Source organism: Candidatus Vallotia laricis (genome assembly GCF_020541325.1).
GTDB classification, from domain to species: Bacteria; Pseudomonadota; Gammaproteobacteria; order Burkholderiales; family Burkholderiaceae; genus Mycetohabitans; species Mycetohabitans laricis.
In genome coordinates this window covers 934,973-957,607 of record NZ_CP047399.1, presented here as the reverse complement: position 1 = coordinate 957,607, position 22,635 = coordinate 934,973, and the positions used below count along the sequence as shown (strand labels likewise).

General features: G+C 40.0%; 12 protein-coding genes. 9 read left to right on the top strand and 3 right to left on the bottom strand.

The features are described 5' to 3' along the window. Positions 1–76: 76 nt before the first annotated feature. Together GKR41_RS03565 and GKR41_RS03980 are read right to left on the bottom strand one after the other, a co-directional pair. On the bottom strand, positions 77–1,159 hold the full coding sequence (locus GKR41_RS03565) for an AI-2E family transporter (protein ID WP_226809789.1): 1,083 nt from the start codon (positions 1,157–1,159) through the stop codon (positions 77–79). A 1,058-nt stretch (positions 1,160–2,217) separates the two neighbouring features. Further along, complete coding sequence (locus GKR41_RS03980) at positions 2,218–2,352, bottom strand: hypothetical protein (RefSeq protein ID WP_276313953.1); 135 nt, start codon at positions 2,350–2,352, stop codon at positions 2,218–2,220. 1,021 nt (positions 2,353–3,373) lie between these two features. Between GKR41_RS03980 and GKR41_RS03560 the strand changes: the two genes are divergently transcribed. The 7 genes from GKR41_RS03560 to nudB all read left to right on the top strand — a co-directional run bounded on the left by GKR41_RS03560 (position 3,374) and on the right by nudB (position 14,948). Then, entirely contained in the window at positions 3,374–3,541 is a 168-nt protein-coding gene (locus GKR41_RS03560) for a hypothetical protein (protein WP_226809788.1), read from the top strand. Between the two features lie 512 nt (positions 3,542–4,053). Further along, positions 4,054–5,262, top strand: a complete 1,209-nt coding sequence (locus tag GKR41_RS03555; protein ID WP_420885653.1) for an MFS transporter — start codon at positions 4,054–4,056, stop codon at positions 5,260–5,262. Positions 5,263–5,318: 56 nt separating this feature from the next. Further along, a complete protein-coding gene (ssb, locus tag GKR41_RS03550) occupies positions 5,319–5,825 on the top strand; it encodes a single-stranded DNA-binding protein (RefSeq protein ID WP_226809787.1) in 507 nt (168 codons plus the stop codon). Between the two features lie 2,531 nt (positions 5,826–8,356). After that, on the top strand, positions 8,357–9,397 hold the full coding sequence (locus GKR41_RS03545) for a Tim44 domain-containing protein (protein ID WP_226809786.1): 1,041 nt from the start codon (positions 8,357–8,359) through the stop codon (positions 9,395–9,397). Between the two features lie 489 nt (positions 9,398–9,886). Then, complete coding sequence (gene ubiB / locus GKR41_RS03540) at positions 9,887–11,467, top strand: ubiquinone biosynthesis regulatory protein kinase UbiB (RefSeq protein ID WP_226809785.1); 1,581 nt, start codon at positions 9,887–9,889, stop codon at positions 11,465–11,467. Between the two features lie 1,184 nt (positions 11,468–12,651). After that, positions 12,652–14,478 (top strand): aspartate--tRNA ligase, encoded by a 1,827-nt coding sequence (aspS, locus tag GKR41_RS03535; RefSeq protein ID WP_226809784.1) that lies wholly within the window; start codon positions 12,652–12,654, stop codon positions 14,476–14,478. Continuing rightward, entirely contained in the window at positions 14,478–14,948 is a 471-nt protein-coding gene (gene nudB / locus GKR41_RS03530) for a dihydroneopterin triphosphate diphosphatase (RefSeq protein ID WP_226809783.1), read from the top strand. The genes aspS and nudB overlap by 1 nt, the downstream gene beginning before the upstream one ends. A gap of 3,012 nt (positions 14,949–17,960) precedes the next feature. On the opposite strand, the gene GKR41_RS03525 is transcribed toward nudB, so the two are convergent. Further along, positions 17,961–18,251 (bottom strand): hypothetical protein, encoded by a 291-nt coding sequence (locus tag GKR41_RS03525; protein WP_226809782.1) that lies wholly within the window; start codon positions 18,249–18,251, stop codon positions 17,961–17,963. Positions 18,252–18,285: 34 nt separating this feature from the next. On the opposite strand from GKR41_RS03525, the gene GKR41_RS03520 reads away from it, so the two are divergent. Together GKR41_RS03520 and GKR41_RS03515 are read left to right on the top strand one after the other, a co-directional pair. After that, a complete protein-coding gene (locus GKR41_RS03520; protein WP_226809781.1) occupies positions 18,286–19,569 on the top strand; it encodes a Glu/Leu/Phe/Val family dehydrogenase in 1,284 nt (427 codons plus the stop codon). 1,859 nt (positions 19,570–21,428) lie between these two features. Then, the gene (locus GKR41_RS03515; protein WP_226809780.1) at positions 21,429–21,698 is read left to right on the top strand and encodes an ATP-binding cassette domain-containing protein; all 270 of its coding nucleotides are present in this window, start codon (positions 21,429–21,431) and stop codon (positions 21,696–21,698) included. Positions 21,699–22,635 lie beyond the last annotated feature (937 nt).

The window sequence follows — 22,635 nt, the reverse complement described above, 5'->3', positions numbered from 1 at the left end:
ATCAAGAAAATATGCACCTAGCACATAACGCCTAGCCTGGGCTAGGCGTTATGTGCTAGGTGCGAAAACCATTTTTCTAAATTAGGTTAGAGAGCACTAACTCACGTTTGATATAAGCATAGAAGATCGGTGCGGCAATTACCCCGAACAATCCAAATGCTGCTTCCATGACTAGCATCGCGATTAGCAGTTCCCATACTTTAGCCTCAATCTCGCCGCCGACAATGCGCGCGCTTAAAAAATATTCCAGCTTATGAATTAGAACCAGGAAAGCAAATGAGGAAATAGCGACGCCAACCCCAGAAGCCAATGAGATGAGCACGATCGCGGTATTTGAAATTAAGTTTCCGACAACCGGAAATAATCCAACCAGAAACGTGAAAATCACCAATGTCTTGGATAGAGGTAAGCTCGAATGGAATAGCGGTAATGCGACAAGCAGGTAAAGCCCAGTAAAAAACGTATTCAGTGCTGAAATCTTAACTTGCGCGAACACGATTCGACGAAATGCGTCAGCAAAGCGCGATATTCTTATGACTAGTGCCGCAAGCAGCGGTGCACGAGTTGCGCGATGCTGCGCACTGATAGCTACAATCGCGCCTAGAACTATGCCGATCAGAACATGCGCGATACCCCGCATTGCAGTCTTACCGCCCTCCTGAATCTGAGTTGCATGAGCAGATAGCAGGATATTAATTTTCGATTCGATTTCGGCAGCATTGCTGGGTAGATATGTCAATATCCAGACTGGAAGTTGCGAACGCCTCTGCTCAAAGAGCAATATCACATGCTCAAATAGTGCTTGAACGCTAGTAACATTCTTTACGATATACTGTGCGATTCCCAGAGAGATGCCGATAAAGCTAACGACCACAATACATGTGACGAATACGACCGAGAACCACCGAGCTCTCTGGCTAGACAAGTAACACTCTAAGCTAGGCGATGTCTTGTGTATAACTTGATAAACTAATAGCCCAGAAAGCAGAACACCGAGCAGTTTTAACTCAATAATCAGTATCATGGCAGCGATCATAAACAGATAGCTGACAATATCTACTACAGCAAGCTTAGGCAATGAATAACCTACTGAAGTCTGTCCGTGTACTGAGTCATGTTGGTTATTTCTCAGCTGAGCTGTTTCATATTCTGTTGCCATACTCAATCCTATGTGTCTACACGCGCATCAGCAATTGTATGACGCATGCGTCACGCCTACATTTAGTGTATGTTTCAGCGATACAAGAGTGTATGACGCAACTATACCAGGTATTTTCCAGTAAAGCTTATTTGCGATTATGCCTCGTATTTGAGCGCTCCTTGCTCAATCGTTTGACTCCCGATATCTCTGGGGTCCAAAATCAATAATAAATCCACTGCCCTGATTGCGGCGAGATATGCTTGACGACGACAGGCGTCTATCTACGATAGCGCAATGAGTACATGAATTCTATAGGAAGCGCGATATTATTGGAGTGTGAGCCTATCGTCGGCTTATCCAGCATATAAGGCGTGTGACCAGTGTCACCCTGTTCAGTTCTGGTGCAAACTTAATTTGTTGAGCTTCGCAGCTAGACAATATAGTTTCTAGCTGATCTAGCCGGATGTAGCTTAGTTCAGTATCGAGAAGTATCTTAAGTTGAGACCACTGGTACCAAACGAAAAAACTGATACGCATTTTCAACTGTCGTATCAAGAAGTTAGTTGATATTTTCCTGTGTATTGGATTTTCAATATATCTCGGTTATATCGTTGCCGTAATATACATTGCAAGCATGTAAATATCCTGTAAGGTACATTTACACCTTGTATATTCTATCGTCTAAGTAAGACTCGCAATGACCTCACCTTTAATATTCACGAAAACTGTCCTAAATCATAATCCAGTTCCATAGATGCTGGCACACTAGCGAATAAGTCCCGCCAAGGTGAACAATTCTGCAGTCAGTAAGTGAATTTGCGTGTCGCACAGCTAATCTTGGGGTCTGATTAGCATAGATTACCCCGTCGATTACTTTGTCGAAATATCTGGTGCATTAATAGAATCGTGCAGAGTAGGATCGACATCTAATCTGTACAGATGTCACACGGTAGTACTAGTACTACAAACAGTATCTTGGCTCAAGGTAGACTTACTTAATCCAGATATACCGGTTTTACTAGTAATAAACCTCCCAATAAATCTAACGTTATACGCTTGAGATTTTTGCCGTAAGCTTACGTACTTCGCAACCATCGCTCGTTTGGTGCATAAGGCCGCAGATGTACCGCGATCCGTTGCTCACCATAAAGATACTTCCAGGTAACTGCATCGGTGGTATCTTCGATTTTCTTCAGCGTGCCACTCCGCAACTACTTACTGCCGCGCTCGCCAGCGTCCTAGCCCATATCTACTACATAATCTTTGTCTTGATTATAAAATCGATGTGCTTCGAGCTGATAAGTGAGTTGCTTAGATCTCGAAAATACTTTAATCTTCCGATTAACCAATTATTGTCGCGTTAATGTAGCTCGATCGATAAATTATCAAGACATGCATCACGCCGGTTTCTATGAGCCGATCTGTGACATAAGATGGATGCACTGCATCTCACACAAGAAAGCATTTGCTCCGTTATCTAGTAATAAATAATCGAGTGCATCTACAGCAGATGGCAGATTACCCTGCAAATTGCTTATGCATTACTATCGGAGATAATCTTGCTGATCTTATTAATACGGATGCTCCTCACGTCGTAATCCAGCACCCCTACACTAGGTCATACCGGGTTATCTTAGTATCTAAAGCTAGTTCTTTTTGCACATGTGCTAAATCTGTATCGAAGTAGCGGCGATCTAAATTGTGAATAATGCCTTTAAGTGAGACACTCTGTACAGCTGCTCTGCCGCGCCCCTTCATATACGAGAATTAAATAACTTGTTCGTTAAAATATTATAAATATAAATTTACGTATCAGATGGGGTAGATTTTCAACAGTCATTTCAATATCGAATGCGCAAAATGCAGCTATATTATAGTATTTAAAAAATGCGCAGTCACTTGCGGGTTCAAAGGTAATTTTCCCTAGACCATCGCATTTCGACACACACCTATCAAATTATTAAATGAGAACAAGCGCGGCTTGAGTTCTTGCGGTGGGTAAGAGGTAGCCAGTATGCGTTCTTCGCACTGAACTGATGCTCAGTGTTACTGTTCATTTCTAGTGAGATGGGCTCCCATCGGCAAGCTAGATTGCAATTTCAGAAGACTCCGCAAGACCCGATTCATTTGGGTCCGCACTTTTAGCCGATCTACGACGACCTTGATCATAGTTTATCACTCTTTTGCAACTTAGGTAGTGGTGTCAACCTCAAAGATTTTCACAGTGCCTTCATGTGCGATACCGCTTTCGGATTGAATCTAGAATCTGACAAAACCTTGCGCCTAAATTTTCCGAATGCGTCGGTGTGCTTGCCATTTCGGTTGATCACAATCGGGATCGTCGCGAAAATTACTAACCTCATGTTCTCGGGCAGTGCTGGCGTGGTATCGACTATTTGAGATACTCGTTATACCTATGTGGCTATGCGGTGATCTGTATAGTTAGTACTCTAACCATATAAAATAGCCGGAGGGCAGTCCGATTCTATAATCGGTATTAACTGTGGAGCTTGGGGTATAGAATGCGTAGCTTTTTGCCTAAATCTGGGGACAAGTTCTGAATCAAACATGAGATTTTCTATGAATTGTAGGGACTGCCGACTATGCGCAGATGGGCTCTCGACATAGCGTATACGTTCCTCTAGGAGGTATATCAAAATGAGTAACGACTTACTTGCCTGAACCTTTTAACTCAGCGACATAATTAGTCTAAAGTTCCACAGGTCAGGACTGATATTTTAAAAATGTGGATTGCTTTCTACAGATACAAATTTTCTCCATTGAGCAATAGCACCAGAAGCTCCGCTAGAATCCTGTTAGATTCGATACTATAATTGGTTAATTTGTTGTACTAGACTCCAATCGGTAATTCTGCTGTTTAATAAAAATGTATAAATGGATGGAATATTTTCATGTCCACATCCTCCCCACCTCCATCCATAATGAATACGCTAGAGCTGCGTGCAACCATTTCACTTGCCTCAGTTTTCGCTTTACGCATGTTTGGTTTGTTTATGATTATGCCGGTGTTTTCGGTCTATGCACGAACGATACCCGGGGGCGATAACGCAGTGCTTGTCGGAGTCGCAGTCGGCATCTATGGCCTTACACAGGCGGCGCTGTATATCTTCTACGGATGGTTATCTGACTGTATTGGGCGCAAGCCGGTAATTGTCTCTGGATTAGCGATTTTCGCGTTCGGCTGTGCGGTAGCCGCATGTGCAAATAATATTTACTGGATCATTGCTGGACGTGCATTGCAGGGTGCCGGAGCGATTTCCTCGGCTGTGCTTGCACTTATCGTCGATTTAACAACTGAATCTAATCGCACAAAAGCAATGGCGATAGTTGGAGGCAGTATTGGGGCCTCGTTTGGGGTAGCTATTGTCGTCGCTCCACTACTATATACAGTAATTGGCATGAGTGGTTTGTTTACAGCGATCGGAATACTATCAGTGTTAGCAATTGCAGTTGTACTGTGGATTGTCCCTAATCCTAAATTACCGCCTCTCCATATTAAAGCGCATTTTAATGAGGTTTTTCATCACTGCGAACTTCTACGAATGAACTTTAGTGTATTTGCATTACATGCGACGCAAAGTGCATTATTCGTTGTTGTTCCTCGGATTCTAGTCGGTGCCGGATTGCCGATCTCGTCGCACTGGAAGATCTATACACCAGTTATGGTATTAGCATTTATGTTGATGATACCGGCGATTATCATAGCCGAGAAGCGGGGTCGGATGAAGTCCATGATGCTCTGGAGCATCATCGCTATTCTAATTAGCCCGATTGTTCTGTCCCAAGTTAGACATACGGCGATAGCAGTAGCTACGGCCCTGCTTATCTACTTTACTGGGTTTAACATCTTAGAGGTGTCGCAGCCCTCGCTCGTATCGAGGCTCGCTCTAGGTACGCGCAAGGGCGCTGCAATGGGTATCTACAATACGGCGCAGGCTCTTGGGTTTGCTCTGGGTGGTGTAATGGGAGGTTGGTTGCTTAAGCTGTATAGTGATACAGCCGTATTTTATGCTTGTTTTATTCTAGTGTTTTCATGGCTTATAATCGCTATCCCCATGAGGATACCACTAACAGTGAATAGCTATAGCGAGGTTCATTAACCTTATATCCGACACTTCGTGTAAAGCGTATCGAATTAAACTGGAGCAAAGTTAATATGGCATCCGTCAACAAAGTAATTCTCCTGGGAAACCTTGGAGCTGACCCAGAAACTCGCTATTTGCCAAGCGGTGATGCGATAACTAATATTCGTCTAGCAACAACGGAGCGATATAAAGATAAAACATCTGGTGAATTAAAGGAGCTGACTGAATGGCACCGTGTGGTTCTTTTTGGACGTTTAGCAGAAGTTTCTGCCGAATATCTAAAAAAAGGCTCATCTGTTTACTTTGAGGGACGTATCCGTACCCGAAAATGGCAGGACCAGGGTGGCCAAGACCGTTACTCGACAGAAATTATTGCAGACAATATGCAGTTGTTAGGTGGCCGTGGAGGGGATAACCAGAGTAGCGCGACTTCTAGTGGATCCCGGCGCAGCGAAATTGTAGCCCCTTCCCGAGGTGGGGCGAGTAATGTTCAGAAGGGTGCGGGCGGTAGTACTAACCGCCAAAGCTCACCTATCAATAGCGAATTCGATGAGATGGATGATGATATTCCATTTTAAATAATGCTTTTCCATGTATACAAAAATCAACTATAAAACTTATAGTTCGATTTATACTTATGTCAAATCCTAATTTGATAAGAATTGCGTTTTTTCTTATTTGTATTAAGAAAAACATTCTAGAAATAATATTAGTTGCTAGAACTATAACTATAAATTTGAGTAAAACTAATTTAGTTTTCCTATAAATAAACTTGAGTTAGATTAATACTAATCTAACTCACCAGAATAAGATATTATTTGGAATCTATATATAAGTATATAGAAATAATCTAGATGCACAATCAGTGCTAACCATATTCCATATAGCAGCGGAATATGGTTAGCATACTTTCGGCTCACCTAAGTAAGTACTAGATGAGTGGTAGCATGTATTATAATGATACACCGCTTTAGTAATATCCCCTGCCGGAACGGAATTTGTATTACTAGCCAGTATTTCTCACCAATACCAAAATTGAATTTTATAGACCTAAGCGTGAAATAAACCTTCAGAGTAGATGCAATGAGACTAAGCTCTTGGTGATATGGATCTACTCGTGTGTATATGTTGCATGGCGGATCTAGGAACTGCAAATTCTGAGTCACAAGCAGATCGACATAATGTGAGTAGTAATTTTTTGATATTGCTATCTTACGGTAAATTTAGATCTTTATGCGCGGAATACGTATTTTGTGCAAAGCTGCTATATAACTAGCGTAATAAGATTTTAGCGACGTTGCTGCTACAAAAGATTTTATATGGGATGTAGCAGAACGGTGTATAAATCCAGTATTAGAAAATATAACTATGCACTTACTGAATCTGTAACCACTATGGGCTCATATAATATGAGTAGTAGAACTACTCAATTTCGCTCAAGCCCCATAGGAAAGTTGTTTCTATGCGACCAATTTTTTATAGACGATTCGAGGTACTTGAGTAATCATGAGATGACAGAGATCATCTCTAAATCCTGATTTTGTAGATATTTGTAATTCGATCACCAGAAATATACTATTAGATAGTACGACTATAGCATGGAAACTATCCTAATAACTATGCATTAGGCTACCAAGTGTGAAAATACTTCACTACTAAGATTTTTCTAGAAGAGGCTTGTTATAAACTACGGTAGTTCACTATTTCCTTATTATTAATTGAATAGCGTAGCATAGGCCACGTGTATTATAAGTGCAAACTTTTTTACATGCTCACTAAGAATACAGATTCTATAAATATAGTTATTTATTAACAGCCAGATTGACAAAAATGTAGCCAATTAGGCAGGACTTTGGTGATTACCCCGCATTTATTCTGAAAGGAAGAAACCTAGTTTACACGCTATTTTAATGGTAATATTACCTATTCTTTACAGGTAAATACAGATCTTACTAAATCAAGGCATGCTTAACAGTGCGTCTCGGGACGATAGTTACTTACCAATACAGAAATACTATTCTCTAATCAATGTTTGGTACTTTCTAAAACTTTATACACTGTTTATTGTTTCTACTTTTCGCTATGTATTAAGCAATACTAAAATTGCGTTGTCGATCGCTAAATTTTTTTGATATGCTGGTAACGATCCGTGTATATCACGTAATATAGAGCTTATATCAGTCACATATCCATGGCGTGTTTTATATTACCTAAGATGCATTTAATAATGCCTAGTTCCACTATTCTCTAGCAGCTAGCATTTTTCGACAGGCACAGTTCTAATATCTATATGTAAGATTTCCACATGTTCCCCGAACTTCTAAAGAATACTAGTCAGTCTATTTTGCAGGGATAGTGTGAACGAGCCGCGCTAATAAACATAGTTACTCATATGTTATTTACAATCATGGATTGCTGCGCATATTACTACGGTATATATCACGCCTTTTAAGCAAGGAACTTTTATTATAGAGAAAACTTATTGTAGTTATCGAACTACGAATAAACTCCACCCCCCCGTGGAAAACCTTCGGTATTAATAAATCCGGCATACGCCTCGGCCGAAATATGTTAAATTAATTGGTAATATGCTGACGGCTGGGCTAAAATGTTTATTCAACCAAAGCAAGGTTGTCCTGAATAGTATAGCATGCTGCTATCAATAGTTAGTTCTGTAGCCCAACAAGACATGCCTACGATATTAGACGATTCGGAAAATTGCTATTTTCAAACTATTACTTCAGCGTAGTAAATATCGCGTTTGGCCGCATGTATAACTAACTAGAAGGTTGCTCTTGCTGGAGTGTGCTACGCATTTATGCTAGGCAGCAGCTATTAATTCTAGATTTTTCTAAAGTGTATCAGCTGCTAAATAAACATATAATATATGTTTATTTAAACTTCTACCACGGCTCGGCAAAAAAGTAGCTCATACCCCTGGAGAGTAATCGGTATCTGGCCGAATCGATTTGGCTGCATCCGGGTCGGGAGGCGATAAAACTATGATAGAGGCAGTCGGACTGGACAACGTTAGATATTACGATCTGATATATGGTGTTATTTCACTGCATGTCACCGCCAAATACTAGCAACCCATCCAGGAAATCAGATGTTAGCCTATTCCAATTCTCGCAGTAATTTTTTCTATTTTCTAACTTCTATTACGCGGCTCTTCAGTGCGCTTATAAGCCCTAGATTGGGAGCAATTGCGGTAGCCAGCTTATTAGCTATCGGTTTATTTAGCGCATGTAGTGCCGAAGCAAAGCGTATAGGGAGCGGCCGCTCGATCGGAAGGCAGTCTCATATCGAGCAACAGGCGCAGCCTTCTATTCAACTAAACACGCCAGCACAAAGTGCGCAGGCGTCTCCCCATGCTCAAACACTACATTCCTTAGCACCTCCACCCAAGCGTGATTGGCTCAGCCCACTTGCGGGATTAGCAGCTGGTTTTGGGCTAGCAGCCTTACTATCACAATCTGGATTCGGAGGGGGCTTAGTCAGCGTGCTGACCAATTCGGTTCTTATTGTCCTAGTTGCATTCGCTGGTCTATGGCTATTTCGTAAGTTTTCGAATCGAAACGCGCGATCTACTCCAGCCTATGCTCATAGTACCTTTAATCTAGCTTCCGACGAATCACTAGATCAATATAAAACACCAGTACAGTTTTCTATGACGGAAGGTATGAACCAGGCGAGCATTAAACCTAATAGCGGGGTGTACGCTGCCGCGGGTTCCTCTAGCATTCTTAATATTTCTATAATGCCCACTGATTTTAATGTCGATGCATTTATAAGAGAAGCAAAGGCAGGGTTCCTGCGGTTGCAAGCAGCCTGGGACACTGGTAATCTTAGCGATATCCGAGAGTTTACAACGACTGAAATGTTCTCTGAGATTAAGCGAGATCTTTATGCACGAAATGGCGAAAATCGCACTGATATAGTACAGCTGAAGGCTGATCTGATAGGCGTTGAAAATTGCGGTAACAATGAGTTTACTGCATCAGTACGGTTCTGTAGTCTGCTGCGTGAGGTCCAGGGTGGCACGACTGAGCAAGTTTCTGAAATATGGAATTTCAGCCAAAATCTGCATAGCAGTAAAAACTGGGTACTAGCTGGCATTCAGCAACTGCCTGACTGCAATCGGGCCTGAGGGCAGTGTCGAAAAAGCGTTGAATATTATTCAACAAGTGAGCGCCGCTTATCAATAACTATTGCCGCTAAATCTCTATTGACCCTTGTGAACTAAGTGCTAATCCACGAAGGTGGGCACGCAAGTGCCTGCTTCGTACGATAGAAAACTGCGCGGCTAGTTTTATTTCTAGCTGCTCTCAAGTTAGCTATTCGAGACAATAGTACAGTCGTTGCTCCACACAACTTCTTAAGCTTGCCAACCTTGTTGCAGCTGCACTAGTAAAGGTAGCTGCACTAGTAAAGTCTACTATTTTGTTTGAAATGCAGATCAGAGTGCTAAAAACTACCGCACCTAAATATCATAGTATCTGAGTTTCAGAGTATATGCGCCATGTTTGCTTATATAAAAGTGTGTCGCATATATTGTCAAAAGACACCCGAGTATAGTTTTGCTATCTATAAAAGCACCCCTAAATGCAGCTGACGACTCGCACTGCTTCGGTCGCCCATGAAAATTCTTCGATTATTCAAAATATTATTTACCGTCTATCGCTTCGGACTCGATGAAATAGTGTTCGACTATATTATCGACTGGCGTGTGAGGCTGCTGGTACGCATGATAACGTTTGGCCGCTTGATGTCGATTCCTCGTACGAAGCGGCTACGTCTAGCATTAGAAAGCCTTGGGCCGATTTTCGTGAAGTTCGGCCAAGTCCTATCCACTCGGTGTGACTTGTTACCAATAGATATTGCGATCGAACTATCGAAGCTGCAGAATCAAGTCCCGCCATTTGATTCTGCGGTAGCGATTTCGTTGATCGAAAACTCGTTAGGACAGCCAGTTGATGTGCTATTCGACGAATTCAAGCGAGTACCGATAGCAAGCGCTTCGATCGCGCAGGTGCACTTTGCGAGGCTCAAAAGTGGTACGCACGCTGGAAAACCCGTAGCAATCAAGGTACTACGCCCCGATATACTGCCGGTAATTAATTCTGATCTCGCTTTATTGCGAGATATTGCACTCTGGATAGAGCGACTATGGATCGACGGTAAGAGACTACGACCCTGCGAGGTAATCGCTGAATTTGCTCAGCACTTATACGACGAGTTAGATTTGATACGCGAGGCGGCAAACGCGAGTCAGCTGCGCCGCAACTTTTCTACGCTGGATTTACTACTAATACCGGCAATATACTGGGAGTATTGCACATCGACGGTAATCGTGATGGAGCGGATGACTGGAATGCCGATCAGCCAAGTAGAGGAGCTACGCTCAGCTGGTGTTAATATCCAGAAGCTTGCTCGGGAAGGTGTAGAAATATTTTTTACACAGGTGTTTAGAGATGGATTATTCCATGCCGATATGCACCCCGGTAACATCCAGGTAAGCTTAGACCCAGATCATTTCGGTCGTTATATCGCTCTAGACTTCGGGATTATCGGTGCGCTCTCGGATTTCGATAAAAACTATTTAGCACAGAATTTCCTTGCGTTTTTTAAACGCGATTATCATCGGGTTGCGACGTTGCACTTAGAGTCTGGGTGGGTTCCTTTAGATACGCGGGTTGAGGAATTAGAGGGTGCGATCCGAGCAGTGTGCGAGCCCTATTTCGGGCGCGCTCTCAAGGATATTTCGCTTGGCCAAGTGCTAATACGACTATTTTCAACGTCGCGGCGCTTTAACGTTGAAATTCAACCGCAATTGGTACTACTGCAAAAAACGATGCTTAATGTCGAGGGTCTAGGCCGACTTCTTGATCCAGAACTTGATCTATGGAAGACAGCTAAGCCGCATTTAGAGCGCTGGATGAATGATCAGATCGGCTGGCGCGGTTGGATGGAGAGACTAAAAATTGAATCCCCTCAATGGAGCAAGACTCTGCCGCAAGTACCGCGCCTAATTCATCAGATGCTGTCTAGAAATAATAATCATCTTACCGAGGATACGATGTTGCAAATACTTGTCGAACAGCGCCGGACTAACCGTTTGATACAGGGGTTGCTAATATTTGGGGTGGCGATCGCTGTTGGTATGTTGCTAACTCAATTCGGGCTAACATCTCTGGGTAATATTAGGTTGTATATCTAGAGATATCAATGAGATCTCAAGCAATAATTTGCACTGTAAGAGCAGCATAAGATTCCTAGCGCGGGGTCCTTGAATAAGGTTACAGACTAGACCTTGCGATGAAGTATATGAGGGGTACCCTATCCTAAATTCTAGTGAGAGTATCTTGGTTTAAATGGCGATATAAGCACGGCTACGATATTTCTTATTGTGTTTTTTTCATTTATTAAGACTACTGTTTAAGACAAAATAATAAGTACTATAAGTGATACCAAACCCGTTGTTCGAATAAGTGAACAGATATCTATTAGTAGATTGCTGCCAGTGGTCGGTGTTTATCTAATGTAAAATCTAATGTAGGATCTAATAGATAAGCTAGCTTTAGTACCCTAAAAATAGCAAAGTTATTATAAGCCATAATTTTGTGAGATATTTTATAGATGATGGCGAAATACCGATTTATATAGATCTCTTCAGATTCCCAAACGTAGTAGCCTTTGTGTTGATGTCTATCGTACGTCTATAAGACACTGTAGAAAGTATCTGTATCTCAAGCTTAGATGGAAAAGTCTGGTGCTAGTTTATAAGTGATTTTAAAGACATTAGCGTGAGTGGTAACAGTAAATCATACGGTAGAATAATATGAAGAAACCTAGTATGAGTAGTGTAGGGGATATGGCATCGTACCGATGCGGTTATTATATAAATTCTAATAGAATATCGATCTGTAAAATCAAGATCCATACTTTATATAGGTTCTAAGACTAATTATCTTGGCATGTAATATATGTATGCGTGATAGCTAACAATTTAATTAGATTCTATATATATCTCTGGCCTAGAGTCGGACCTCCGCAATTCGAAGGAAAATCTGTGAAATTATATTAAGAAGGGGTAATTTAGTACTCTGCCATTGTAAAACAGCAATGTATGCTATAAACGTTTTTATTTAAATATAAATATCCGCGCATAGGCCCGATATTTAATTAGACATTATATAGGTGTCTATGTGTGTACTGACTACTCCGTGGGTTTGATGAGGCTACGCACATTAAATAAGGCTGAGGATTAATAAATAGATCATATTAATAGGTATAAAACTAGCTAACTACTTGATAAGGTCGCTAATTTTAGCTTAGGCATCTGCTAATCTAATTATTGCGAGCATATCCCATGTTCATTATTACGAATGAAAGACGAGTATTATGTCAATGAGATCTGAATATTGCGGTCTAGTAACCAAAAAACTTCTAGGCCAATTTGTATCGCTATGTGGCTGGGTGCATCGCCGCCGCGATCATGGTGGTGTTATCTTCATTGATTTGAGAGATCGTGAAGGGTTAATCCAGGTAGTATGTAACCCAGATCGGCCGGACATGTTTAAGATCGCTGAGGGATTACGGAATGAGTTTTGTGTACGTGTGGTTGGTATTGTTCTAGAGCGCCCAGAAAGCGCTCTTAATACACATCTAATGAATGGTCAGATCGAGGTCCTGTGCCACGAACTGATTGTGCTGAATAAATCGATTACGCCGCCGGTGAAACTAGAGGACGAAAATTTGTCGGAAATTGCACGTCTCATGCATCGCGTGCTAGACCTACGCCGACCTCAAATGCAGCGTAACCTACGTCTACGATATCGTGTTGCGATGGAATCTCGCAAGTACCTTGATGAACAGGGGTTCATCGATATCGAAACGCCGATGCTCACGAAGAGCACGCCAGAAGGTGCGCGAGACTATCTGGTACCGTCACGCATGAACGCTGGGATGTTTTTCGCATTGCCTCAGTCGCCGCAGCTATTCAAGCAGCTGCTAATGGTAGCGAATTTTGACCGGTATTATCAAATCACAAAGTGCTTTCGCGATGAAGATCTACGAGCGGATCGGCAACCAGAGTTCACACAGATTGACTGTGAGACTTCATTCTTAGACGAACAAGAAATCCGTAATCTGTTTGAGGCGATGATTCGTCATGTGTTCCAGGCAACGATTAAGGTTCGGCTTACCGATCCATTTCCGGTTATTCGGTGCGCGGAAGCATTGCACCGATTCGGCTCAGACAAGCCTGACTTACGTGTGAAGCTGGAGTTCACCGAGTTAACTGATGTGATGAGAGATGTCAATTTTAAAGTATTTAGTATACCAGCGAATATGAAAAATGGTCGCGTGGCTGCGTTACGAGTACCACGCGGGACAGAGTTAACTCGCAGAGATATTGATAGCTATACAAATTTTGTAGGCGTTTATGGTATGAAAGGGCTTGCGTGGATTAACGTTCACCAAGTAGATAAAGGACGCGACGGCCTGCAAAGCCCGATTATAAAGAATCTACATAATGAGTGTATTGCTTCCATCCTAGAGCGCACTGGCGCGCAGAACAGCGATATCATTTTCTTCGGTTCTGGTCATTCTAAGATTGTTAATGACAGTCTGAGTGCTCTACGATTAAAAATCGGTCATTCAGAGTTTGGGCGGGCTGTCGGGTTATTCGAGGAAGGTTGGAAGCCGTTATGGATTATAGATTTTCCAATGTTCGAATTCGATGATAAGAAGAATCGCTGGGTTGCTGCACATCATCCGTTTACTAGCCCAAAAGACGAATACCTCAAATATCTAAAAGATGATCCCGGCCGTTGCCTTGCAAAGGCGTACGACATGGTCCTGAACGGATGGGAAATTGGCGGTGGTTCAATTCGCATTCATCGTGAAGATGTACAAAACCAAGTATTCCAAATAATGAAGATCGGTTCTGAGGAGGCTAGAGAGAAATTTGGGTTTTTTTTAGACGCATTGCAATATGGCGCTCCACCGCATGGTGGTATTGCTTTTGGTCTAGATCGGATTGTTACTATTATGGCTGGCGTGGATTCTATTAGGGATGTGATTGCATTCCCTAAGACGCAGCGTGCGCAGTGTCTTCTCACGAAAGCTCCCAGTCGAGTAGATGACTGCCAGTTACATGATTTGCATATTCGGTTACAGAGTACCAAGCTCGAAAATACTAGCACGGATCTCATCGAGGATTATTAATGTCTTATCCGCTCAAGATACCAAAGTCGGTATTAGTGGTAATTCATACCGTTATGCTTGATGTATTAATGATCGAGCGCGCAGATTTCCCATATTTTTGGCAATCGGTAACCGGTTCAATTAACGCTTTTGATGAGCCGCTTCTATTAGCTGCAGAACGCGAAGTTTTCGAGGAAACTGGCATTATAGTGAATACAGAGCAGATATCTACTAACGTACTTCTTGATTGGGGGCATTCTATTGAATATGGGATCTACCCGCAATGGCGTTATCGCTATGCGTCTAGCGTCAAACTTAATACCGAGCACTGGTTTAGCCTCTGCATGCCAGAAACTGTTGACATCATACTTGAGCCATGTGAACACGTCTCATATACATGGCTGCCCTATCAAGACGCCGCTGCACTTTGTTTTTCAGAATCAAATCGTAATGCAATCCTACAGTTACCGGGGCGACTAGATGCGAGTTAAATGAGGTATTACAGTGGTGTATACGATTCATTGTCTTTTGGGTGGAATGACAATGCTGCGCGAGCTATTGCGGCTTTGATTATATGATGTAGCAACTTTTAGATCGGCGGCAGTTTGATGCGCTTTAATAGACAATATTAGTACAAATCTTATATTTACCAATATACAGCTCATCACATGTTGAAAAAAATAATATTTAGCCTTGATAGGCTTTCGCTGCTGGCTTGTTATAAAAAAAGCTTGTGTTGTTCCCACAATGACGTTATAAGCATGTGCGATTCGTCTTGAGTAGTAATATCAGGATACCCGTGATCTGTAGCACTACGTTCAAAACCTCACTTGGTGAGTGATATATACTAAATATCTGTTAATGTCGAGCTACTTCCCTTACAGAATTTGCGAGTATAATTCTCGTTTGTTATCAACTTATTCTGCATTATTAATAATTTTTAACCGCATTCAAAAAAATATTTAAAATTACTAGATTATAAGCTAAGAGATATTTATTACTTAGTGTCCATAATATATGGAAGAGGGCGGACGCTAGATTAAATGATTAATGATCGCACTGCTCGGTACAATCGTCTGTAAAATATTTCCAGATTAGTCAACTCTAATTATACAAAAAAGTTTTATTGCTCGTCACAATAAACGCATAGTAGACATGGTTATATAGCCATGTAGAAAAGATGTGTCAGTCATGCGTTGATTTTGAATGTTACTTCTAACCTAGAAGTCGGGGAAAAGGATGCCATAATCAATTAATAATTGACCCGACTGTTTAATTAAGTAAATGAGAAATAATTAAAGCCATCGCACTTAATTATACAAGAAAGTGAGTGGGTATTGGATTAGTTTATTTAGCGATAAGTAGGCGTAAAGCCATTATGATCACTGTCATATAGGACTCACTATAACTCTAGACTTAGATATTACCGATTATATATAGATATTAATGGATCAGCCTCTTCTACTAGAACGCGGGGCCTATTTTAGTACTTAAACCTGCGCCGCACGTATACGTTATGCACATTAATGGATATCTTATTAACAAGTTTCGTTAAATACTAGCCGTACCTCTACCAGATTACAATATTATTGTCTCAATTACCGATAGCAGGCGCTATTATTATAGTAGCAGACCCCGCCATGGTATACGTGATGCTGTTAGTATTAATTAATATTTAATGTCGTATTAGCGTCTGAGAGTATGTACTATTCAATCTTAAGGAACATGATTCTAAGCAATCATCGATAATGGTAGCAACATTGATAGCGATGCATTTGTACGAGCCTAGGGCATCGTAATGACATTTAACTAATGTATAATCTAAATAGGTAAGAATGAGAAAGAGAATAATCATTCCCACGTCAAAAGACAATTTAGCATCACGATAGTATGATCTAGGCAGATTACCGATTACTAGCTACCCTCTCTTAAACAATGACTAGCATATTTGTTTTGCTGCAACTAATCTCTCTCCGAGATATTTAAGATCCATCTCAACGTTAAAGTAATGTATGTCAATGATAGGTATAGCATAATGACGCTAGCCGATATAGTTAGTCAGCGCTTTCTTCTGATAGTCTAGAAGCTTTGGGATAGCAAATATCAATCTCTTCGGATATGAAATTCGATACGTAGCTAACATCTACTAGATTATTGCGGATATAAAATTGTTTGATTTAACTCAAAAGAGAATTGACACGCTCGGGAAATATCAGTTAATTATTTTAACCTAAATAACAACCAGCAGTGCTCGCACAATCGCATCACAAACTAGCCCCGTTATAAATCGGCAATATTCGATGCCTTTGATCTCTTCGCTAACTTTATATTACAGTAAATCATATTACCCCTCCTCAAAAGATGGAGTGTTAGATAAAATCTAAATTTATATAGTAGTAGAGCAGATTACTGATGAATATCGGGCGATAAAGTTGAAAAAATTACTATGACTGTGACAACACAATGGTTTACTCACGACGATATCGGCAGCATACTGGCGATTTTAATTTGAACTATAAGGTCGTGACTAGTAATACTAAAGTAGTGCATGATGCGAACTGTTTGTTGAGAACAAATATGCACTCAATACTCTCAGAGCAAATCTATTACTTTAGATGTTGCTTTATACACACAAAAGTCACATGTGTTTAATATTTTCCTATTTTTTAACCTTAATAGAAACATTCTAATCGTGATAATTATATCATTAGACCAATTGCACCGGTATACAGCTACTGGACGCGATCAGGAGTAAAACAATTATCTATTTTGACGATAAAGTACTAAATTAAGCTGCTGATAATATTTTATGTGTAGTGTAGCTATTAATACTGCTATGCAATAGTCTCATACGCTCATATTCTTTAGGGTAGTTACAAGTTCTAGATGTAGGCATTAGTGACGTGATTTCCGCTGAGCATTACAATCATGATGTGCGCTGTGCCATGACTACAATCTAAAGTATTTAAAGCCTAAATATTTTACTAATGAGGTGTTCAATAAAATTGAAGATAGAAAATCTGTGCGTCACATATCCTAATGTTTAGTGGCGGCAGTTTTACAGTAATCCAACATAAGTATCTGACGGGTTTACATAAATAGCGCAAGAAAGTGTCTTGCGGGTGCAGGATTAATAAAGCCAGCTTATTACGAAGCTTATCTAATACTTATTATTATCTATAGCGAGTGTTAGTTACTACAATTAAGTTTCCTTATTGAGCTCAATTGCGTTGAACCCGTATAGCACACAGTACTGTCACTAAGTGAGGTAACTATGACTTAACGATAACCTATTTCAGTTGAACCCGATTCTGTATGCTAATAGCATATTTATGCCGGGAATTAATCATGATTAGCTGGTATACTGTAATCACGTGTTTCTATACTGTTAGGTATAACCGTATAGTTGATTAAATTTATCTAGTGAGTGTACAAACCGATATAGTCAATAAGCTTAAGGCAGTAATACTAACTAGGTATAACAGCAAGTTCCTACTAGACATTCAGTAGTGACCAAGCAGCTCACGCTGCTCGGCTGGCTTTTGTAAGGGTGCAATAGTTAACCAGTTAACGCTATTTTTAATAGAGACTTGGTTATATTGCAACAAGCTAGCGCGTTTGTTATATAGGGATGCAGTCGCAGCTAATGGTAATATGCTGCTATCGTGCCCCGTGCCTAGAATGATACGATACTGCACATTATTGCAAGAAAAATAGAGAATGATAATTCGCGTTAGATTCAGTCTTGCTCCACTTTTATAGTGGCGACTATTTAACCGAAGAGAACCATTCATGTCCGCGCAGCAAACTGTTTTGAACAATTCATCAATGCCTTCTAAGCACCCCCTTCCTTCCTATTTACATGCCGATTCCTTGGGTCCATGGGGCTCTTATTTACAGCAAATTGATCGTGTAGCGCCCTACTTAGGTTCGCTTTCTCGATGGATTGAGACACTTAAGCGACCCAAGCGCATTCTAATTGTCGATGTGCCCATTAAAATGGACGACGGTACGACAGGGCATTTTGAGGGATACCGAGTTCAGCACAATACAGCACGCGGACCCGCAAAGGGTGGCGTGCGGTATCACCAAGATGTAACGCTATCCGAAGTAATGGCGCTTTCCGCATGGATGTCGATTAAAAATGCCGCAGTTAACATGCCGTATGGAGGCGCGAAGGGTGGTATCCGTATTGATCCACGTAAGTTTTCGCGAAATGAACTCGAACGAGTTACGCGACGGTATACGAGCGAGATCGCTATTATTATTGGGCCAAACATCGATATTCCAGCAAGCGACGTTAATACTGATGAGCAGGTGATGGCGTGGATGATGGACACGTACTCAATGAATATTGGTCAAGCGGCAACAGGCGTTGTAACTGGTAAGCCGGTTTCGCTAGGTGGATCTCTAGGCCGGCGAGAAGCGACGGGTCGTGGGATATTTACCGTCGGTTGCGAAGCAGCACAGCACATCGGATTAGATATTGCATCAGCGAGAGTAGTGGTGCAAGGGTTTGGAAACGTTGGTGGAATTGCTGCAAAGTTATTCGTCGATGCAGGCGCGAAAGTAGTTGCAGTCCAAGACCATACTGACACAATTTATAAACCATCTGGTATTAATGTATACGCATTACTCGAGCATGTTTCAGCGCAAGGTGGCATAACCGGCTTCTCCGGTGCGGAGTCGCTCGCCAACGACGATTTTTGGGGTATTGAAAGCGATATTCTAATTCCTGCCGCGCTCGAAAGCCAAATTAACGAGCAAAATGCGTCGAGGATTCGTACAAAAATCGTGATAGAAGGGGCAAATGGCCCAACAACGCCGAATGCTGACGATATCCTGCGCGAAAACAATATACTAGTGATTCCTGACGTGATTGCCAATGCCGGCGGTGTTACAGTCTCTTACTTCGAATGGGTTCAAGATTTTTCTAGTTTCTTTTGGACTGAAGATGAAATAAATCAACGATTAAAGCATGTAATGCGAGAGGCGTTTGCTAGTGTTTGGCAAGTTGCGCGGGAACATACTGTATCTATCCGTACTGCGGCTTATATCATTGCGTGTAAACGCATCCTAATGGCGTGTGAGATGCGCGGCCTATATCCATGATTTGTAAATCTCTGGCTCTTTATTGCTATCATTAAAGTTAGCTACTAGTAGTATGACTGTGTATGCGCAAAACAGCGCAAGCGATTTAATCACAAACGTGAAAAATTTTTATATTAATGCTTTTAACTTCTATTCTGCTAAAATGACAAATTTTTTCGAAAAAAATCATAATTATTTATGCTAGTTTACATGACCACTCAAGCGAAAAGCATAGTAAGTACACGATTTAGATGCGATTACGCTGGTATACTTAGAAGATTCGTTTCCCCCTGTTCTTGTATTATGCTGGTAGATATCACAACATAAATGTTCGTAAAAGTTTCTGCCCCCACTATTAACACAATGAATATAGGGGGCAGATCTGCTAAATCGCATTATTTATTAGTAATATAAACTAAGGGAAAAGTGCCATATCTAAGAGCTACCTTATTTTGTTTGCGACGTTAAGTCAGATAATAAAGTTATCATTTAAATTTGCACATTTTCATGACGCTAATCTTAACTAGCAAGCTTCTAAATATGATTAAACGGCTAATGCCGAATATATAAATATAATGTTGTTTTTTATAAAATATTTTTGGCGCTTTTCACATGCTAATTAAAGTATTAATGAATAAACAAATACTATCTCGTGCATGTGGTTAGTTTATATTAAAGTTTTCTGAAACATCCTATTAATATAAAATTTTAGATTCCGGTACCATATTCTCTCAGAAATTTTACTACTGTTAATTATTATGTAATTTAAATATTTTTTGCTGTATGTGAGATTTCTTTCGATATCATTCTGTTTCTGAAAATATTTATGATGGCTTAAGTCTGCACTCTCTACGGAGTTAGCTTAACCTTATATATTTCTACATTACTAAAGATCTTTCAACTTTTTTAAAGCTTTTAAGTAATTAGACGTAGCGTTAAATATTAAGTCTTCTCGATATATGATCATAGTACTCAGAGTGGTTTATTACGTTTTATAGGCATGTAGCATCTTAGTTAAACTTGTATTTATTTTATATAAACTAAGCGTGATGATTTTATTCATAAAGTCTAAAATAAAAGCATCCATCAAACCACATTAAATAGAAATAATTTATTATTTAAACCAGTTTAATTATCGATGTGCAGCAAACTGAGAGTAATGCGAAGGATATGTAACTTCTATTTTTCGGACATTATAGGGTCACAATACTGCTGTTGAGCTCCTAAACGTGTTTCCTCAATTAAGAATCCTGTATTAACAAGATTAATTTTTCCATATTTTAGAGCGGCGAGTATTTGAGAAGATTATCTAGGTCATTATCTGGGGATGGCGTATAGTAAAAGTAATATTTTTACTTAAGTCTTAGTATATCCTGTATGCAATATAATTTTTATATTTTTCAAAACGATTAGAAGACTATTAATATAATTGATTGATTTATAAATTTTTATAGTGAAGTTAAGCTTTCTTCACAAAAGTATAGCACTTTCCAGGTGCTGGAAAATTGTTCTACGGAGGTTAGAAAAAGCAAGGTGTTAGTTATATATAGCCCGACAAGCTCAATAAGTAAATATCTATTAAAAAGTCTAATAAAATAGAAGGGAAAAATTAGAATTAATGAGCAGTCAGTTGCTGATTCTAAAATAAATTTGTTTAAACTACCTATAGAAATAGGGATGGTATTTTAGTATTTCGAACCACTCTAATACTTATCGATCACCGAGAATCTTACACTTTTGCAAATAAAGATGCTTGGTAGATTGAAAAATTAGGCGATTGCCACTCGATCGTATTAGCTCAAAGGTACTGGGCTAATAAATATCTTATACAGTGATCCGGCAATCAGTAGCAGCGCATGTCAATTTTGCGAGCTTTATTGATGAACCCGATTAAGATGCTGTTCAATGAACCGACTTTAGCGCTTGATCTAGAGATGACCAATAAAATCTTTGATGTAATTATCGCACTAGCATGCAAAGGGATGGCAAGAATGTGCGTAACTCATGAAATTGGCTTTTCAAGAAAGATGGCGCATCGAGTTATTTTTATAAATCGAGAAGTAATCGTTAAGGATAATTTCAAAGAAAACTTCATCGAACATCTAAAATCTGATCACGCTAAAGATTTTCTAGATAAAATCCTACATTAATCGTTGTGTTTTCAGTGTATTTCGGATAAGCGCAATAACGCGAGTGCATCAATAAATACTGAGTCGTTGAGACAATTACTGGACACTAAACGGAAATTTTCTTAGCAAGGTGTTAATTTTGAGTAGCCTAAGATCGTCACATAAATGATGCATGTATGCTAATCATCTATTTATGTAGTGTGCATACACTAACAGATCACGAATTTTACTGCGTAATTACCAATCCTTTCTAGTCTTAGAGCTGTGAGCCTCAACGCAGTTGCCTATTACTATCATAAGCAATACTAACTATGCGCTAGGCCATAGGGAAAAATTTCTACGTGATTAGTGATACCGGGGCTGTATTGATATTATCTGGAGAACATTTTGTCAGTAATATGTAGAAGATGCTAAGCCTGAGAGCAATTTTGTAAAAACTATCTGATTAAATTTAAAAAATTTCGTAGCGAGCAAAGTTTACAATTTTATGGTTATATAACCGGTGTTATACCGTCGATAAAAGATCCTTTCCTCCCTAGTTTTCATGGTACTAATGTTTGTATAGATTAAATGCTCGCTTTAATACACCATATTGCACGAAGCAATGAATATATTAAAATATCTATTTATTTAATATTTGGAGATTAAATATGCAATTCTAAAATAAGTAGATTAAAAAATTTCTTATACGCGGGTGCCTATATAATCTTATGTAGAAGTTATTTCACACTAACTAACTAATACACATAGAAAATTCTAATATTTTATAGACTATCATAATTTTCCTCCAGATTTAATATCTGGGCCTAATAAATCGCGTCGGAATAAATAGTATTTTTTAGCACAAGCTAACTAATAGTTTTACAAATGTGTTTAATCAAGCTCCTTTAATATAATAAATAATTTTTAATTTTTCTCTAACTCGAGAAAGCTCTGTCGCCTGCTAGTTGATGCAGAT

Bases quoted from the DNA above. Each gene is read 5' to 3' on its own strand.
- GKR41_RS03515 (WP_226809780.1), top strand. From the start codon at position 21,429: ATGAACCCGATTAAGATGCTGTTCAATGAACCGACTTTAGCGCTTGAT.
- GKR41_RS03560 (WP_226809788.1), top strand. From the start codon at position 3,374: ATGTGCGATACCGCTTTCGGATTGAATCTAGAATCTGACAAAACCTTG.
- nudB (WP_226809783.1), top strand. From the start codon at position 14,478: ATGTCTTATCCGCTCAAGATACCAAAGTCGGTATTAGTGGTAATTCAT.
- aspS (WP_226809784.1), top strand. From the start codon at position 12,652: ATGTCAATGAGATCTGAATATTGCGGTCTAGTAACCAAAAAACTTCTA.
- GKR41_RS03525 (WP_226809782.1), bottom strand. From the start codon at position 18,251: ATGAATGGTTCTCTTCGGTTAAATAGTCGCCACTATAAAAGTGGAGCA.
- GKR41_RS03555 (WP_420885653.1), top strand. From the start codon at position 4,054: ATGTCCACATCCTCCCCACCTCCATCCATAATGAATACGCTAGAGCTG.
- ssb (WP_226809787.1), top strand. From the start codon at position 5,319: ATGGCATCCGTCAACAAAGTAATTCTCCTGGGAAACCTTGGAGCTGAC.
- GKR41_RS03545 (WP_226809786.1), top strand. From the start codon at position 8,357: ATGTTAGCCTATTCCAATTCTCGCAGTAATTTTTTCTATTTTCTAACT.
- GKR41_RS03520 (WP_226809781.1), top strand. From the start codon at position 18,286: ATGCCTTCTAAGCACCCCCTTCCTTCCTATTTACATGCCGATTCCTTG.
- GKR41_RS03565 (WP_226809789.1), bottom strand. From the start codon at position 1,159: ATGGCAACAGAATATGAAACAGCTCAGCTGAGAAATAACCAACATGAC.
- ubiB (WP_226809785.1), top strand. From the start codon at position 9,887: ATGAAAATTCTTCGATTATTCAAAATATTATTTACCGTCTATCGCTTC.